General features: G+C 69.2%; 13 protein-coding genes and 1 pseudogene. 9 read left to right on the top strand and 5 right to left on the bottom strand.

Annotation, left to right across the window (positions count from 1 at the left end; translation table 11 throughout):
* Positions 1-114: 114 nt before the first annotated feature.
* From QSK45_RS04090 to QSK45_RS04080, 3 genes are all read left to right on the top strand, one after another.
* Positions 115-2,163: an APC family permease gene (locus QSK45_RS04090; protein WP_285553219.1), complete on the top strand. Its 2,049-nt coding sequence runs from the start codon at positions 115-117 to the stop codon at positions 2,161-2,163.
* A 243-nt stretch (positions 2,164-2,406) separates the two neighbouring features.
* Positions 2,407-3,735 carry a class I SAM-dependent RNA methyltransferase gene (locus QSK45_RS04085; RefSeq protein ID WP_285553402.1) on the top strand — a complete coding sequence of 443 codons (1,329 nt, stop codon included), beginning with the start codon at positions 2,407-2,409 and terminating at the stop codon, positions 3,733-3,735.
* Positions 3,736-4,476: 741 nt separating this feature from the next.
* Entirely contained in the window at positions 4,477-4,869 is a 393-nt protein-coding gene (locus QSK45_RS04080) for a hypothetical protein (protein WP_285553217.1), read from the top strand.
* 184 nt (positions 4,870-5,053) lie between these two features.
* Here the strand turns inward: QSK45_RS04080 and QSK45_RS38315 are convergent, their stop codons facing one another.
* Positions 5,054-5,212 carry a hypothetical protein gene (locus tag QSK45_RS38315; protein WP_490993506.1) on the bottom strand — a complete coding sequence of 53 codons (159 nt, stop codon included), beginning with the start codon at positions 5,210-5,212 and terminating at the stop codon, positions 5,054-5,056.
* 132 nt (positions 5,213-5,344) lie between these two features.
* On the opposite strand from QSK45_RS38315, the gene QSK45_RS04070 reads away from it, so the two are divergent.
* Positions 5,345-6,025 carry an HdeD family acid-resistance protein gene (locus tag QSK45_RS04070; protein WP_285553215.1) on the top strand — a complete coding sequence of 227 codons (681 nt, stop codon included), beginning with the start codon at positions 5,345-5,347 and terminating at the stop codon, positions 6,023-6,025.
* 394 nt (positions 6,026-6,419) lie between these two features.
* Here the strand turns inward: QSK45_RS04070 and QSK45_RS04065 are convergent, their stop codons facing one another.
* Positions 6,420-7,523, bottom strand: coding sequence for an AI-2E family transporter (locus tag QSK45_RS04065; protein WP_285553212.1), 1,104 nt, complete (start codon positions 7,521-7,523; stop codon positions 6,420-6,422).
* Between the two features lie 494 nt (positions 7,524-8,017).
* Here QSK45_RS04065 and QSK45_RS04060 point away from each other — a divergent pair, with 494 nt between their 5' ends.
* The 4 genes from QSK45_RS04060 to QSK45_RS04045 all read left to right on the top strand — a co-directional run bounded on the left by QSK45_RS04060 (position 8,018) and on the right by QSK45_RS04045 (position 11,031).
* The gene (locus QSK45_RS04060; RefSeq protein ID WP_490993503.1) at positions 8,018-8,971 is read left to right on the top strand and encodes a diacylglycerol/lipid kinase family protein; all 954 of its coding nucleotides are present in this window, start codon (positions 8,018-8,020) and stop codon (positions 8,969-8,971) included.
* A gap of 356 nt (positions 8,972-9,327) precedes the next feature.
* Entirely contained in the window at positions 9,328-9,843 is a 516-nt protein-coding gene (locus tag QSK45_RS04055; protein WP_285553210.1) for a GNAT family N-acetyltransferase, read from the top strand.
* A complete protein-coding gene (locus QSK45_RS04050) occupies positions 9,752-10,114 on the top strand; it encodes a transposase (RefSeq protein WP_490993502.1) in 363 nt (120 codons plus the stop codon). The genes QSK45_RS04055 and QSK45_RS04050 overlap by 92 nt, the downstream gene beginning before the upstream one ends.
* On the top strand, positions 10,111-11,031 hold the full coding sequence (locus tag QSK45_RS04045) for an IS3 family transposase (RefSeq protein ID WP_285553208.1): 921 nt from the start codon (positions 10,111-10,113) through the stop codon (positions 11,029-11,031). The genes QSK45_RS04050 and QSK45_RS04045 overlap by 4 nt, the downstream gene beginning before the upstream one ends.
* A 417-nt stretch (positions 11,032-11,448) precedes the next feature.
* On the opposite strand, the gene QSK45_RS04035 is transcribed toward QSK45_RS04045, so the two are convergent.
* The 3 genes and pseudogenes from QSK45_RS04035 to QSK45_RS04025 form a co-directional block, all read right to left on the bottom strand.
* A complete protein-coding gene (locus tag QSK45_RS04035; RefSeq protein ID WP_285553207.1) occupies positions 11,449-12,504 on the bottom strand; it encodes a glycoside hydrolase family 113 protein in 1,056 nt (351 codons plus the stop codon).
* 177 nt (positions 12,505-12,681) lie between these two features.
* A pseudogene (locus QSK45_RS04030) lies at positions 12,682-13,301 on the bottom strand (IS5 family transposase); the annotation flags it as partial.
* 231 nt (positions 13,302-13,532) lie between these two features.
* The gene (locus QSK45_RS04025) at positions 13,533-14,168 is read right to left on the bottom strand and encodes a MerR family transcriptional regulator (protein ID WP_285553206.1); all 636 of its coding nucleotides are present in this window, start codon (positions 14,166-14,168) and stop codon (positions 13,533-13,535) included.
* A 156-nt stretch (positions 14,169-14,324) separates the two neighbouring features.
* Here QSK45_RS04025 and QSK45_RS04020 point away from each other — a divergent pair, with 156 nt between their 5' ends.
* Positions 14,325-15,665 carry a YhgE/Pip domain-containing protein gene (locus QSK45_RS04020; RefSeq protein ID WP_285553205.1) on the top strand — a complete coding sequence of 447 codons (1,341 nt, stop codon included), beginning with the start codon at positions 14,325-14,327 and terminating at the stop codon, positions 15,663-15,665.
* Positions 15,666-15,669: the final 4 nt, after the last annotated feature.

Below are 15,669 nucleotides of genomic sequence, written 5' to 3'. Positions count from 1 at the left end.
ACCCGTGTCAGGGCCACGGAATCCGTACATCATTCCGCCGCCGAGTTCACCCATGGGGAAGATATTGCGGACAGGGTGGGCGGCTGCCAGTTCGAAGGCTTACGATCCTCTCTCGTGTCCAAACTGACCGACGTGCCCAAACGGATCCTGATCGGGCGCGCACTGCGCAGTGACCGGCTCGGGGAAACCCTCCTGCCGAAGCGCATCGCACTCCCCGTCTTCGCTTCCGACCCGCTGTCCTCCGTCGCCTACGCGCCGGGGGAGGTTCTGCTGGTCCTGTCCATCGCGGGCGTGTCGGCGTACCACTTCAGCCCCTGGATCGCGGTCGCGGTCGTCGTGCTGATGTTCACCGTGGTCGCCTCCTACCGCCAGAACGTCCACGCGTACCCGAGCGGCGGCGGCGACTACGAGGTGGCGACGACCAACCTCGGCCCCAAGGCCGGCCTCACCGTCGCGAGCGCCCTGCTCGTCGACTACGTGCTGACGGTCGCCGTCTCCATCGCCTCCGGCATCGAGAACCTCGGTTCGGCCGTCCCGTTCGTGGTGGAGCACAAGGTGCTCTGCGCGACCACCGTCATCGTCCTGTTGACGCTGATGAACCTGCGCGGCGTCAAGGAGTCCGGAAAGCTCTTCGCGATCCCGACGTACGTGTTCGTCGGCGGCGTCTTCATCATGATCCTGTGGGGCGCGTTCCGCGGCCTGGTGCTCGGTGACGCCATGCGGGCGCCGACCGCCGAGTACCACATCAGAGCCGAGCACCAGGGCCTCGCCGGTTTCGCGCTGGTCTTCCTGCTGCTGCGGGCCTTCTCCTCCGGCTGTGCCGCCCTGACCGGTGTCGAGGCCATCTCGAACGGTGTCCCGGCCTTCCGCAAGCCCAAGTCGAAGAACGCGGCGGCCACGCTCGCGGCGATGGGCCTGCTGGCCGTCACCATGTTCTGCGGCATCATCGCCCTGGCCATGACGACCAAGGTCCGCATGGCCGAGAACCCGGCCACCGACCTGTTGCACAACGGCCACCCGATCGGTTCCGGATACGTCCAGAACCCGGTGATCTCCCAGGTCGCCGAGGCGGTCTTCGGCAAGGGCAGCTTCCTGTTCGTCCTGCTGGCGGCCGCGACCGCGCTGGTGCTGTTCCTCGCCGCGAACACGGCGTACAACGGCTTCCCGCTGCTCGGCTCGATCCTCGCCCAGGACCGCTACCTGCCCCGCCAGCTGCACACCCGCGGCGACCGGCTCGCGTTCTCCAACGGCATCGTGCTGCTCGCCGGCGCCGCCGCGCTGCTGACCGTGATCTACGGCGCCGACTCCACGCGCCTGATCCAGCTGTACATCGTCGGCGTGTTCGTGTCCTTCACGCTGAGCCAGACCGGCATGGTCCGGCACTGGAACCGCCACCTCGCGGTCGAGAAGGACCAGGCCAAGCGCCGCCACATGCTGCGCTCGCGCGCGATCAACACCTTCGGTGCCTTCCTCACCGGTCTGGTGCTGGTCGTCGTGCTGGTCACCAAGTTCACGCACGGCGCGTGGGTGGCCCTGCTCGGCATGTGCATCTTCTACGCGACCATGACCGCGATCCGTAAGCACTACGACCGCGTCGCCGAGGAGATCGCCGCGCCCGAGGAGCCGGACGACGACCTGGTCCGCCCCTCCCGGGTGCACTCCGTGGTGCTGATCTCCAAGATCCACCGCCCGACCCTGCGGGCCCTGGCCTATGCCAAGCTGATGCGCTCCGACGGTCTGGAGGCGCTCACGGTCAACGTGGACCCGGCCGAGACCAAGGCACTGCGCGAGGAGTGGGAGCGCCGCGGCATCGACGTACCGCTGAAGGTCCTCGACTCGCCGTACCGCGAGGTCACCCGGCCGGTGATCGAGTACGTCAAGGGACTGCGCAAGGAGTCCCCGCGCGACGCGGTCTCCGTGATCATCCCCGAGTACGTGGTCGGCCACTGGTACGAGCACCTGCTGCACAACCAGAGCGCCCTGCGCCTCAAGGGCCGCCTGCTGTTCACGCCCGGCGTGATGGTCACCTCCGTGCCCTACCAGCTGGCCTCCTCCGAGGTGGCCCGCGTCCGGGCCCGCAGGCGCCAGGAGTGGAACGCGCCCGGCGCCGTCCGCCGCGGCCCGGCGGACCAGCGGCCGAAGGAGTCGTCGGCGAAGGACTGACGCGGAGCGGCCGGGGAGCCGTGCGCGCAGGCCGATCCGGGAGCCGCCGGGGGAGCCGTGCGCGGGACCGGTGCGGGAGCGCGGGTCGGGTCCGGGGCGGTGAGGCCGTAGACTGGTGGGCTGTTGTCGGTCCACCGGGCCGCGCTCGCCGCCCCGGACCCGTATCCGCAGCTCGTCTGCGTGTCGCTGTCCCTCCGTTCGCCGTCCCTCGGTCTCGCACTCGATCCCCTGGAGTCACCCACCATGCAGGCAGAACCGACCACGTCTCTGGTGGGCGAGGAGTACGAGGTCGAGATCGGCCCCGTCGCCCACGGCGGCCACTGCATCGCCCGCACCGCCGAGGGCCAGGTCCTCTTCGTCCGGCACGCGCTGCCCGGCGAGCGGGTGGTGGCGAAGGTGACCGAGGGCGAGGAGGGGGCCCGCTTCCTGCGCGCCGACGCCGTGCGGATCCTGGAGGCGTCCAAGGACCGCATCGAGGCCCCCTGCCCCTTCGCGGGCCCCGGACGCTGCGGCGGCTGCGACTGGCAGCACGCCAAGCCGGGCGCCCAGCGGCGGCTGAAGGCGGACGTGATCGCCGAACAGCTCAGGCGGCTCGCCGGCCTCACCCCGGAGGAGGCCGGCTGGGACGGCACGGTGGTCCCGGCCGAGGGCGACAAGCTGCCCGCCGGCGAGGTGCCGCAGTGGCGCACGCGGGTGCAGTACGCCGTCGACGCCGAGGGCCACGCGGGTCTGCGCCGTCACCGCTCGCACGAGGTCGAGCGCATCGACCACTGCATGATCGCGGCCCCGGGCGTGTCCGAGCTGGGCATCGAGAAGCACGACTGGACCGGCATGGAGTCGGTCGAGGCGATCGCGGCGACGGGCTCCCAGGACCGCCAGGTGATCCTCACCCCGCGTCCGGGCGGCCGCCTCCCGCTGGTCGAGCTGGACAAGCCGGTCTCGGTCCTTCGGGTCGACGAGAAGTCCGGCGGCGTGCACCGCGTCCACGGCCGCCCCTTCGTCCGCGAGCGCGCGGACGGCCGCACCCACCGCGTCGGCGCCGGCGGCTTCTGGCAGGTCCACCCGAAGGCGGCGGACACCCTCGTCACCGCGGTGATGCAGGGCCTGCTCCCGCGCAAGGGCGAGATGGCCCTCGACCTCTACTGCGGCGTCGGCCTCTTCGCCGGCGCCCTCGCCGACCGCCTCGGCGACAAGGGCGCGGTCCTCGGCATCGAGTCCGGCAAGCGGGCGGTGGAGGACGCGCGGCACAACCTGGCCGACTTCCCCCGGGTCCGCATCGAGCAGGGCAAGGTCGAGTCCGTCCTGCCGCGCACCGGCATCACCGAGGTCGACCTGATCGTCCTCGACCCACCGCGCGCGGGCGCCGGCCGCGACACGGTGGCGCACCTCGCGTCCCTGCGGGCGCGGCGGATCGCGTACGTGGCGTGCGATCCGGCGGCGCTCGCGCGGGATCTGGGGTACTTCAAGGAGAACGGGTATCGGGTGCGGATGCTGCGGGCGTTCGATCTGTTCCCGATGACCCACCACGTGGAGTGTGTCGCCATCCTCGAACCGGCCGCGAAGGGCTCCTGACCTGCGGTTTTGTGGGTGTGGGGGGTCGGGAATTCCGTGGTGCCAAGCAGTCAGACGCGATGCCTGCGGGGACCTTGCGGCGGGTGGCCGCCTTCTCACGGCCGCGGTGTGAGGACCGATGGGGCTGTGCCGTGATCAGAATGCGTGCCGGCTGCCGGCCTGCGGTCCGGGTCCGGCGAGGGTGGGAGGGCCGCCGCGGTCGCAGACGGTTGCGGCCCGCTGCTTTCAGTGTGCGTGCGTCCCAGTTGCCGGGTGGTGTGCAGCGCGGCGTGCAGGAGGAGCCGTGCGGGCAGTCCCAGGCCGCTGGCGTCTATTGCCATGCCCAGGAGAGGTGCGGCAAGGGGAGCGAGACCACGTGCAAGCGATTTCACCTGGGGAAACAGAGGGGTCCGGGGCGTTGTGATGACGATGGTGAGGGGCACGGCAATGTCCTTTGGCTGATCAAGCCTCTAGGAGATGGCTTGTTTTGCCGGTTTTTCTCAGGACAATCGGCATTCAAGACATGTCGTCAGATTTGGGCCGTCGTGCGTGCCAACACGAGGTGAACAGAAGGGGCGTCACTTGATCACCACGCCACCTCGCAGCACCGGCGCGACTCCCTTGCTCAAGCCCAAGCCCGGCCCCCGTGGCTTTGGCGGTGCCTGGCCACCGTGCCTCCGACCCCGAGAGGTGAACTGGCTCTGAAATCTATATGAATCGGACATAGCGTAGGGGGATCGGAGCGAGTGATGGAGTAATCACATGACCCGGAAGACAGCGCAAGCCCCCGCAACGGACACCGCCGCGACGGACGCAACCGACCGGCACGCGGGTGACGGGCACGAGGGGCATACGATCACCATCCCGCTCGACAGCGTCGCCCACGCCGCGCAGACAGCGGTCACCCTGCCCATCGCGGCCGCCCAGCGCATACTGCCCGCCAAAGGCGGACTCCCTCTCTACGCGGGGCTGGGTGCTCTCGCCTTGGCAGGCGTCCTCGAGTGGCCCGTCGCCGCGGGGATCGGAATCGGCTACGCCGTACTACGCCGCGGAGGAGCACTCGCACCCCCGCGACCGGCATCCCAGGCGCCCGCGCAGGCGGCCACGACCGACAATCCTCCGACCTCGAACACCGAAGCCGACAGCACCTCCTGAGGAGAGCATCGGCGGGTCCGCGTCAGCCGGGCCAGCTACGACTGCGTGTATGGCCCAAACGGGAGGCACGAGCCGCACAGCGATCAGCCAGACACCGAAGGCGGCTGTCAGCCAGGCAGCGAGCATGACGGTCTGGGGTTTGATGTGGCGGTCGGCGACGATGCGGCGCAGGGACACCGGGCCGTCACCGGCCCGGCGCTGGCCGCCCCGAGGGTGGCTGCGGCGACGTAGAAGGCACGGTCGAGGTTGCCGAGGCCGGTGAAGACGGGCTGGACGCGGCGGCGAGCAGGATCTGCACACCGGTCTGGGCCACCCGGACCCCGTGCAGCAGGTCGGCCCACATCCGGTCCGCACGTTCCTCGGCCCTCTCGTCACGCCCCGCCACTGAACAGGATGCCGAGCGACATGAGGCTGATCGGGTGACGATGGACATGTAGTGACGCAACCACGCTGCTCACAGAAGGAGGTAGGTGCCATGACATCTCCTTCCGACCGCCCCGGTTCCGTCCCGCCACGTGGCCCCGAGCCACAAGAGAGTCCCGCGGCCGAAGGCATGGCCGCTCTGGCGAACGTGGGCTGGCAGATCCTGCTCACCATGGGTCTCGCCACCATCGCCCTGGGCGTCATCGCCTTGGTCTGGCCGGGCGAGACGCTCCGCGTCGTCGGCGTGCTCTTCGGCGTCTACCTGCTGGCCACCGGTGTGTTCCAACTCGCCGCCGCCTTTGGCACCCATGTCCTAGGGCATCTGCGCGTACTGCACTTCATCACCGGCGCGGCCTCCGTCCTGTTGGGACTGGTCTGCTTCCGGGGCCCCCTCGAGTCGGTCTTCCTGCTCGCCCTGTGGATCGGCTTCAGCTGGCTGCTCCGGGGCGCCTTGGAGACGGTGGCGGCGGCCTCCGATCAGACCATGCCGGCGCGCGGCTGGCACGTGGCCTTCGGCATCATCGGGACCATGGCCGGCATCGTGATGATCGTCATGCCGTTCGCCTCCATCGCGACACTCACGCTGGTAGTGGGTGTCATGGCCATCGTCGTCGGTCTGACCGAAGTGGTCCGTGCCATCAGGACACGCGTCGAGATCGGCCATCTGGCTGCCGGCACGCCCCCGCAGCGGCGGCGCCCCCTGTTCCACGCACATCCGCACGCCCAGCACTGAGCGGCGGAGCTGGACCGACCGGGCGCCGGCGAGCGGCGACATCACGCACCTCCGCGGGCCGTCGGCCGGCGGAGGTGTTTCGCGTGCATCGTAGGGGGCGCGGTCATGACGGCGACGCCGGCGTCGTGCGGCGCGCCCGATTGGGCCGGGCTATCTCGGGCATCGGCATTCACCAGGGCCGCACGCACGTCCCGCCCCAGCCGTAGAAGCGGAGAATTCCTCCCGGTGACCACCGCAGCGGCAGCCGAGGTGTTCGGTCTGTCGGACGTCCAGGGCCCGCTCGAACACTGACCGTGTCCGTCTGTCAACGATCTTTCGCCTGGCGGAGAGGGGCGCAGTCGTCGACCTGGGCGAACTCCTCGTCGCGCTTGGGCTGCCGGATTCCGTCAGGCCGTTATTCGGGGGCGTCGGAACGGTCGGCGTTCTCAAGGCTGTCGTCTGTCCGCGTCGGCAGTCCCGGTGGCCCACCGTGGCGGTGAGCCCAGATGTCACCGAGGACGACCTGGATGATGCCGGTGACGGGAATCGCCAGCAGGGCACCGAGGATCCCGGCGACTTCGGCGGCGATCAAGGTGGCCAGCAGCACGGTGAGGGGGTTGAGTTTCACCGTCCGAGACAGGATGACCGGTTGCAGGAGGTGGTTTTCGGCCAGCTGATAGACGATGAAGAAGATGACGGCCCCAATGCCGGCCGGCAGGGAGTGGACGAACGCCACTGCGGAGGCGACGGCAGCTCCTATGGTGGCTCCCACCAGGGGAATGAGGTCGGTCACGCCGACGAAGAGGGCCAGCAGGCCGGCGAACGGCACTCCCAAAACCAGCAGCACGACGTAGGTCAGGAGCCCGCAGATGACGCTGATCAGCAAGTTCCCGGTCAGATAGCCGTTGACGGTACGGGCGCACGCGTCTCCGACGCGGCGTATGCGGGCCGCGGGCGCCTCGTCCGCGAGGGCCAGGGCCCGGTCTATCGCCTTGGGGCCCTCCAGCACCATCAGATAGGCCAGCACGAAAATCGTGACAGCGCCTGCCGCGGTGCTTGCGGCGCTGCGGAGGAACTTCGCGACGGGCGTGCTCAGTCCGGTGGCGAAGGCGTGGATCTGCGCCTGATGGTGCTGGACGTACTGCAGAGCGTGTGTCCGCTCCAGCAGGTTACCGACTGGCCCGCGGCCGGCCTGGGCGTCTCTGATCATCGCGGGCAGATGACCGGCGAACCGGCCTCCCTCCTGGGTCAGGGGGATGACGAACAGGGCGACCACCGCGCCGATGACCGCGGCCGTGGCAAGGAAGACCAGCAAGGCGGCCACCGGCCGTCGGCACCGCGGCACCCGTCGCTGGAGGGCTTCGACCGCCGGATGAAGGGAGACGGCCAGGAACAACGCGATGACCGCCCAGATCAGCACCCGGCGAGCCTGGACCACCAGCTCGAGTACGACGTAGGTGGCGAGCACCAGGCCGATGGCGGCGAGGATGGTTCGCACCGGAACCGGACGCGTCGCCATAGGCACCGGGTGCCCAGCCCCGGTCACGGGAAAACGAGGAGGCCTCTTCGCCTGGTGGGCGATCTTTCCCGGCACTGTCGGTCGTGACCCGTCTTATTCGGGCTGCGGTGACGGATGCTTCGGCCGTCCCCGACGGATCGCCCCCGAGGCCGCCGCGTCCGTCACGTCTGGGCGTTCTCGCCTCGTTCGGCCGGCGCTGGAGAAGGCCCCGGTCGGACTCTCAACCGGGGACACGGCGTCGGCTCGGCGGTGGTGAAGGCGCTGTGGGCACCGCCGCGTCCCAGGTGCGGATCCCGAGGCCGAGCCGCAAGCTGATGCCGTGGGCCGTAACTGCCGAAGGGGTGTCATGGTGGCGCTGGCCGCAGGCGCAGGCGCAGTCGCCGGACCGCCGGTTCGGTGGGGGACGGAGCCGTCAGCTGCGGGCGTGATCGCGGCAGACCCGCTGTCGGCGGTGAGGCAGGTCGGCTGATGCATGCGGCCGCGGGGTACGCGCCGTGACCGAGAACGCGCCGCGGCCGACGACCGGCGCGCGGCGGCCCTGTCTGATCGTGAATCCGCGTTCCGGGGGAGGAAAAGCGACCCGGTTCCGGATCGCGGAACGCGCCCGCACGCTCGGAGCCCAGGTGATCCTGATCGATCATTCTGTGCCCCAGGACCTGGCGACGGTAGCCCGACGCGCGGTGGACGACGGTGCGGATCTGCTGGGCGTGGCCGGCGGAGACGGTACACAGGCGCCTGTCGCCGAGGTGGCCGCGGAGAGCGGCCTGCCCTTCGTGGTCGTTCCAGCGGGTACCCGCAACCACTTCGCCATGGATCTCGGCCTGGACCGTGAGGACCCCTCGGCCGCGCTGGAGGCCCTCACGGACGGCGTCGAGCTGCGTGTGGATCTCGGGTATGCGGGTGAGCGTGCGTTCGTCAACAACGTCTCGTTCGGTGCTTATGCCGCCCTGGTACAGGACCCGGCTTATCGGGACGACAAGCTGGGCACGGCAGTGCGCATCCTTCCGGAATTCCTGGCCCGCCACGAGGGCCCGGAGCTGGTGGTCCGCACCGGGCTGCTCACCGTTGACGGGCCGGATGCCGTGCTGGTGAGCAACAACCCTTACCAAGTGGATGACCCGGCCGGGCTCGGCAGGCGTGCGCGCCTCGACTCCGGTCTCCTGGGAGTACTGGCCGTCAGGGTGGAGACGCCCGCCGAGACGGCCACGAGACCGCGTAGCCGGCAACCGCACGGCCTCACTCGTCTCGCCACGCCCGACGACATCGTCGTCTACGCCGATGTCCCGGCCCTTCCCGCCGGCCTGGACGGCGAAGCCGTCAGCCTGCCGACTCCCGTGCGGTGCCGCATCAGTCCCCGTGCGCTACGGGTATGGGTCCCCCGACATGGTCGCGACGCCGGACCCGCCGGACGACCGCCGGGCTGGGCCGCCATCCGGCGGACGGTCTGAGCCAGTTCTACTCGTCGGCGACGGGCGCGTCGATCTATTCGCTCGACCGAGCGGGCTGACGTGGCGTGCAAGCGGTTCGGACGAGAACACGTCTCCTGGACGCATCATGTGGAGTGCGTGGCGATCCGTATGGCGGGCCTCGCTGGTGCGCTCGTAGCGGAGTTGCACGTGCTGGTGCGGAGTATGTGCTCCGGAGCGTATGGCAGTTTCGCCGTGCCGGGGTTTGTGGTTACAGGGGGTGGAACCCGGTGATGCGGTAGGGCTGTTGCCGGTGGAGGACTCGGAAGCTCATGACCCACTCCTCGGACAGGTCATGTGTTGAAGGGGGCGGGCGGCTACCAGTCAAGATCGTTTTCATGCATCCCGAGATTTCCTTCGTTGAGAAGCCGACACTCACCGGCGAGCGCGTGGTTCTGCGTCCGGTCTGCATGGCCGACGCGCTGGCCGCAGTGGCGGCCGATCCTGAAGCGGATCGGCTAACCGGTACCCACACAACGTTCAGCCTCGAAACGCTGGAACGCTGGTACGGCTCCCGCGCCGAGCATCCCGATCGGCTGGACCTGGCGATGGTCGAGCGAACCACTGGCGTGTGCGTCGGTGAGGTCGTCCTGTCGGACCTTGATGTCCACAACCGTTCCTGCTCATTCCGCATCAGCCTGTTCGACCGCCGGTCCTTCGGCCAGGGACTGGGCACCGAGGCGAGCCGGCTGATCCTCGGCCATGCCTTCGACACCGTTGGCCTGCACCGGATCGAGTTGGAGGTCTTGAGGTTCCCCCGAGATGCGGGGAGAGGTGACAGCAGGTCAGATTGGGCTCACGAGAGGAGCTCTGACGATGCCTGCCCCGAGGAAGTACCCGCTGGAGTTGCGTGAGCGTGCGGTGCGGATGTACCGCGCTTCCGAGCCGAAGCCCGTGATCCGTCGCATGGCCGAGGAACTCGGCGTGCACCACGAAGCCCTGCGCAACTGGATTCGCCAGGCCGAGGCCGATGCCGGCGAGCGAGGTGACATGCTCACCACCGCCGAGCGTGAGGAGCTTGCCGCCCTGCGCAAGGAGAATGCCCAGCTCAAGCGTGCGAACGAGGTCCTGCGGACGGCCTCGGCTTTTTTCGCGGCTCAGCTCGACCCGACCCGGCCCAGGTGACGGCGCTCGTTGACGAGCACCCGCATCTGGGGGTCGAGCCCGTACTCCGGGAACTGAACATCCCCTCCTCCACCTACTACCGGTGGCGCCGGGCCGAGACCGAGCCGTGCGAGCGGCGCATCCGGGACGTCGAGCTGACGGGCAGGATCCGGCAGGTCCACGATGAGTCCGGCGGGATCTACGGCTCACCCCGCGTGCACGCCGTCCTCAAGCGTGAGGGCGTCCACGTCGGCCGCAAGCGCGTCGAGCGGCTCATGCGCCAGGCCGGCCTCGCCGGGATCAGCCCCCGCCGGGACAGGGGCTTCACTCGCCGCGACCCAGACGCCGATCCGGCCCCTGACCTTGTGCAACGCGACTTCACCGCGAACGGGCCGAACCGGCTGTGGGTCACCGACCTGACCATGATCCCCACCGGGGAGGGGCCGCTGTGGCTGTCCGCGATCCGGGATGCGTTCTCCCGCCGGGTCGTGGCCTGGGAGACCTCCGCCCGCGCGGACGCGGACCTGGTCCTCACCTCGCTGGAGTATGCCCTGGCCAGCCGCGAAGTCGCCCCCGGCGAGCTCGTTCACCACGCCGACCACGGCTGTCAGTACACGTCCGTGAAGCTCACAACACGCCTGGTCAGGGCCGGTATCCAGGCGTCCATGGGCTCGGTCGGCGACTCGTTCGACAATGCCCTCGCGGAGAACCTGTGGATGGTCATCAAGACCGAGTGCATCCGCGGCCGCGTCTTCGCCACCAGGGCCGAAGCGAACCTCGCGCTCTTCGAGTACCTCGACGGCTTCTACAACCCCCGCCGCATCCAGAAACGGCTCGGCTACCTCAGCCCGATCGAATACGAGGAGAAGCACTACGCCGACCAGGCAGCGGCCGAACAAGTGAACCTGAAACCACGTCAACCCGCTCTGACCAGCTAGTCAGCCACTCCCGCACAGCGGGGGAACCTCATCTTCGCCTTCAACCCGCGCGCCCGCCACGTCTACGAGAAGATCGGGTTCATCCACGAGGGAACCCGACGTGACGCACTGTGCTGGAACGGCGAATGGATCGACGGGCACACGATGGCCGTCCTCGCCGATGAATGGGTCGCGCATCGCGGCCATCCGCACCCCGCGCGGTGACTCCCGGGTACGCGAAGATGAGCTGTGCCTTGGTGAAGATGGTCTGTTCAAGCTGACGCCGGTAGCGCCTCGGCCGAAGCCCCGTCCGGCGGCGGTGGACAAGCGGTTTCGGGCGTTCGACCCGCACCAGGTGTTGCTGCTGCCGCCGTCGCTGGACGACTGGCTGCCCGAGGACCACCTGGCCCGGTTCGTCGCCGACCTGGCCCAGAGGCACTATCGGTTATCGAGGTGCTGGTGGGACGTTCCACGCTGTTTGCGGGCCTGGTAGCGGTTCGCCAGGGCGTGGAACGCTTCCTTGGGTTCCCAGGGCATGTCCGGGTACGTACGCGCGTCCGCGGGGTAGCCGCTGTGCTCGTCGAGGATCTTGACGATGCCGTAGGAGGCGAGGTCGGGGTCGGGTCCGGACAGGCGGTGGGGAGTGCCGTAGCCGGCGAAGCTGAACCAGAAGACGGAGTCGACTCCTTCGTCTTCGAAGACGGGCATGAGGTCGTCGAGATAGCGGACCTGCTCGCTCTCGTCACGCACCAGGTGCGGCTTGGGGGTGACACCGTCCGGCTCCATGGCCATGTACCAGCCCGAGCCGCCGTAGTCGCCCGCCCCGTGGAAGGTGCAGCAGCCGACTTCCATGATGGCCACCGGCTTGCCGTGGGTGAACTCTTTGCGTAGGTCGTCGCGGTATGTGGCGGCGTTGCGCAGACTCCGGAACGCATCCAGGCCGACGATGTCGAACGGGCTCCAGTCCACGCCGTCCAGGGGGCACGAGGCGTAGCTGACCGGGCCGGCGAACAGAGGGCGCACGGTACGGACGACGTCGCCGAGGAAGGCGTTGACCTTGTCGGGGATGGGCCGGAGTGCGGCCTCGCGATCAGGGCCGGCCAGGACCGGGATGCGCTCGTTGAAGGTTTCGCCGGGCAGGTACCCGCGGGCGAACAGGCTCAGTTCGCAGCCGGTGACAAGGACGACGTCGGCGCCGTCAAGGCGGAGGCGTTCGGCTCGCTCGGCGCAGTCGGCGAAGTACGGCAGCATCTGTTCGTTGGTCATCTCGCAGGGGAAGGGCGAGAACCAGACCTCCAGCCCGGCGGCGGCCGCATGCCGCGCGGTGGTCTCGATCCGGTCCGGGTCGCCGCCCGTGATGCGAATCGCGGTGCAGTGCAGATCTTCGGCGATGATCCGGATGTCCCGCGCGACGACGTCGGCGTCGAAGACGGGGCGGGAGGTATCGCCGTTGGGAAAGGTGCCGGTGTCGTAGTGGATGCCTTTGCCTCGCATGCCGTCCGCCTCCGATAAGAATCCGCGTGTCGCCTACAGTGCGATCGTCAAGTCTCCAGCAGCGTCAGAGTCAAGCCCGGATGGTGATCAGCCGTTTGAACCCGATCGCCGCCTCCTCGCCGATAGCTCCGTCCCCCTCGGTTCGTCTTGTGGACGGGTCAGGACCAGCACTTGACGGTATGTGATGAGACAGCATGCGAGTCGCAGGAAGGCTTCGTGGATGTCAGCCCTGCGTTCCCAGCGGATGCGCAAGCGTCGGACGCCATGGAGCCAGGCGAAGGTGCGCTCGACCACCCAACGGTAGGCGCCGAGTCCGGTGCCGTGCCGGGTCCCGCGGCGGCCGATGGCCGGCACGATGCCGCGAGCGTGGATCTGCTCGCGGTAGACGTCGTGGTCGTAGCCACGGTCTGCGAACAATGCGTCCGGCTTCCGGCGAGGGTGCCCGACCCGGCCGCGAACCGGTGGGACGGCATCGAGCAGAGGCAGCAATTGGGTGACGTCATTGCGGTTGCCACCGGTCAGAAGGACCGCGAGCGGAGTACCGCGCTCATCGGTGATCAAGTGGTGCTTGGAGCCGGCACGGCCCCGGTCGACCGGCGACGGGCCCGTGTGTGCCCCCCCTTTAGCGCCCTGACGCGGGAGGAGTCGACTACACACCGGGACCAGTCCAGCTTCGCTGCCCCGTTCAGCTCAGCGAGCAGGACCTCGTGAAGGCGTTGCCAGACGCCAGCTTCATCCCAGTCCCGCAGCCGACGCCAAGGCGTCATGCCCGAGCCGAAGCCCAGGTCCTGCGGCAGGTGACGGCAACCAGGGCCGATCCACCTCATTGCGGCCCACGGCCACCCACCGGTGAAAACGGCGCCCACGGCTGCACCTGGACGGCCGCCCCAATGCCCAGCGGTAGGCCCTGTCAGACCAAGCAGCAAGCCAAGCCCGACTGGCACCGCAAACGATGCGGCCCGAGCGCCAGAAATGTTCGCTCGCGGGGGCTTGGGCAGGGGCAGGCCCGCGGCCCGGGGCCGTTCCGGTCAGTTCGGACGGGCCTGTGTGCGCCTTTGGCGCAGCTCCGCTTCCTGGGCGAGTCGGCGAAGCAACGCCAGGACCGGTTCGAGCAGCAGGATCACGACGGCCGCTCGTTCGGCCAGTTGCTCCGGTGCGTCGATCCCGTCGAGCTTTTCGAGGTCCAGGCGGGCGACGGACGCGGCGAGCCTCGCATAGGGAACCAGGTCCTCGTTGCCGTAGGGGACGCCGAGGCGCTTGAGTTCCCGGAGACTCGCCGCCAGCGCCCGCGGGTGCGGCGAGTCGTCCGAGATCTCCCATTCCAGGGCCTCGAGAAGCGCCTTCACCTGCTGAACTTGCTCGGGGTCGGCGTCCGGGTCGCCCGACTCCGCCGGGATCGGGAGCGCGTGGTGCAGCACGCCGAGGGTGGGCCGGGCCTCCTCGGGGTGGTCGACCGCCGCCAACACGTCGCGGGCGGCGGCGATGGACAGGCCCCCGCGGGCGGTCAGTGCCCGGATCAGACGCAGTCGCCGGACGTGCTCGTCGCCGTACTCGGCGATCGTGACGCCCATCGAGCGTCCAGGGGGCAGCAGGCCCTCGCGCAGGTAGTACTTGATCCTTCCCACCGGAGTCTCGGATCGGCGGCTCAGTTCCGAGATTTTCATGTGCTCCCTCGTCCTCTGTTGTTGCCAGTGTCCCAGGTGCCCGGCGGACAGGGGCCAACTTGGAAAGTGTTACTTTCTACTCTTGGAAAGTACGAGTTTCCAGCTTGCCGCCGTGCCGGCGAGCACCGGGAGACCGCGCACACAGAGGAGAAACGCATGCCCACCTCACCCACGCACGCGCGCATGCGCGCACGGCACCTGATCCGGGGGCGCCGGCTGTGGATCGTCTCCACAGCCGCTGTCGGCTTGCTGTCCTTCCTGCTGTCGCTGCTCTACCTGGGCGCGAACAGCAACCCGACCGGGGCGATGCACGATCTGCCGATCGCCGTCGTCAACGACGACCAGGGAGCCGTCCACTCGGGCAAGCGGGTGAACCTGGGCGCGCGGATCACCGCGCAGGTGACCGGGGCCGCACAGCTCAAGGGCAAGGTCGCCTGGAAACAGGTGGACCGTGCCGGGGCGAAGCGACTCATGGATCAGGACAAGGCGTTCGGGGCGCTGGTCGTCCCCGAGAACTTCTCCGCCTCCGTCCTCGGACTCGCGAGCCACGGCAAGTCCCTCCCGGCACGGCCGACGCTGGACGTACTCACCAACCCCGCGGCCGGCGGCTTCGGTTCGAACATGGCCGAACAGGTCAACCGTGAGGTCGCCCACAACGTCTCGGTCGCCCTGGGCAAGGAGCTGGGGCGGCAGATGACCCAGAAGGCCGCGAAGGCGAAGGCGGCGGGCAAGCGCGTCGCCGCGCCGAGCGCTCCGGAACGGCTGCTGATCGCGGATCCGGTCGGTGTCGTCGTGGCCCAAGGGCACCACCTGGGCGACCACAGCGGATTCGGTCTGACGTCCTTCTTCTACACCCTGGTGCTGGTCCTCGCGGGCATGCTCGGCGCCAACGTGATCCACATGCAGATCGACACCGCCCTCGGCTACGCCGCCAAGGACCTCGGCCCCTTCCGCACCGCCGAGCCCGTCCGGCACCTGAGCCGCAGCCGCCACTTCCTCGTCGGCTGCGCGCTCATGGCCGGAGTCTCCCTGCTCACCTCGGCCCTGACGGTGGTCGCCGCCGTCGAGATCGTCGGCATCGACGCCGGACACCTGCTGCTGCTCTGGATCTTCGGTGCCTGCGCGACGATGGCCATGGGCTGTACGGCGCTCGCACTGCTGGCGGTCCTGGGCACCCCCGGCCCGCTCGTCTCGATGCTGGTGCTGATCGGCCTCGCGATCCCGTCGGCGGGTGCGACCATCCCGTTGCAGGCGGTGCCGTCCTCCTACGACTTCCTCGCCAGGTTCGAACCGTTCCGCCAGGTCCTCGACGGGATCCGGTCGATCCTCTACTTCGACGCCCAGCTCGACGCCGGGCTCGCCCGTGGCTGGGCGATGACGGCCGCGGGGCTCGTGATCTCGCTGCTCCTCGGACTGGGCCTGACCCACCTCTACGACCGCAGGGGCCTGCACCGCACCGCGCACCTGGAGGCAGCCGGGCTCTCCGCCGCCGTGTGACCGG

The organism is Streptomyces hygroscopicus subsp. hygroscopicus, assembly GCF_030269125.1.
GTDB lineage: Bacteria > Actinomycetota > Actinomycetes > Streptomycetales > Streptomycetaceae > Streptomyces > Streptomyces hygroscopicus_C.
Note: the sequence above shows the minus strand (reverse complement) of the source record. Positions and strands in the feature narration are given on the sequence as shown.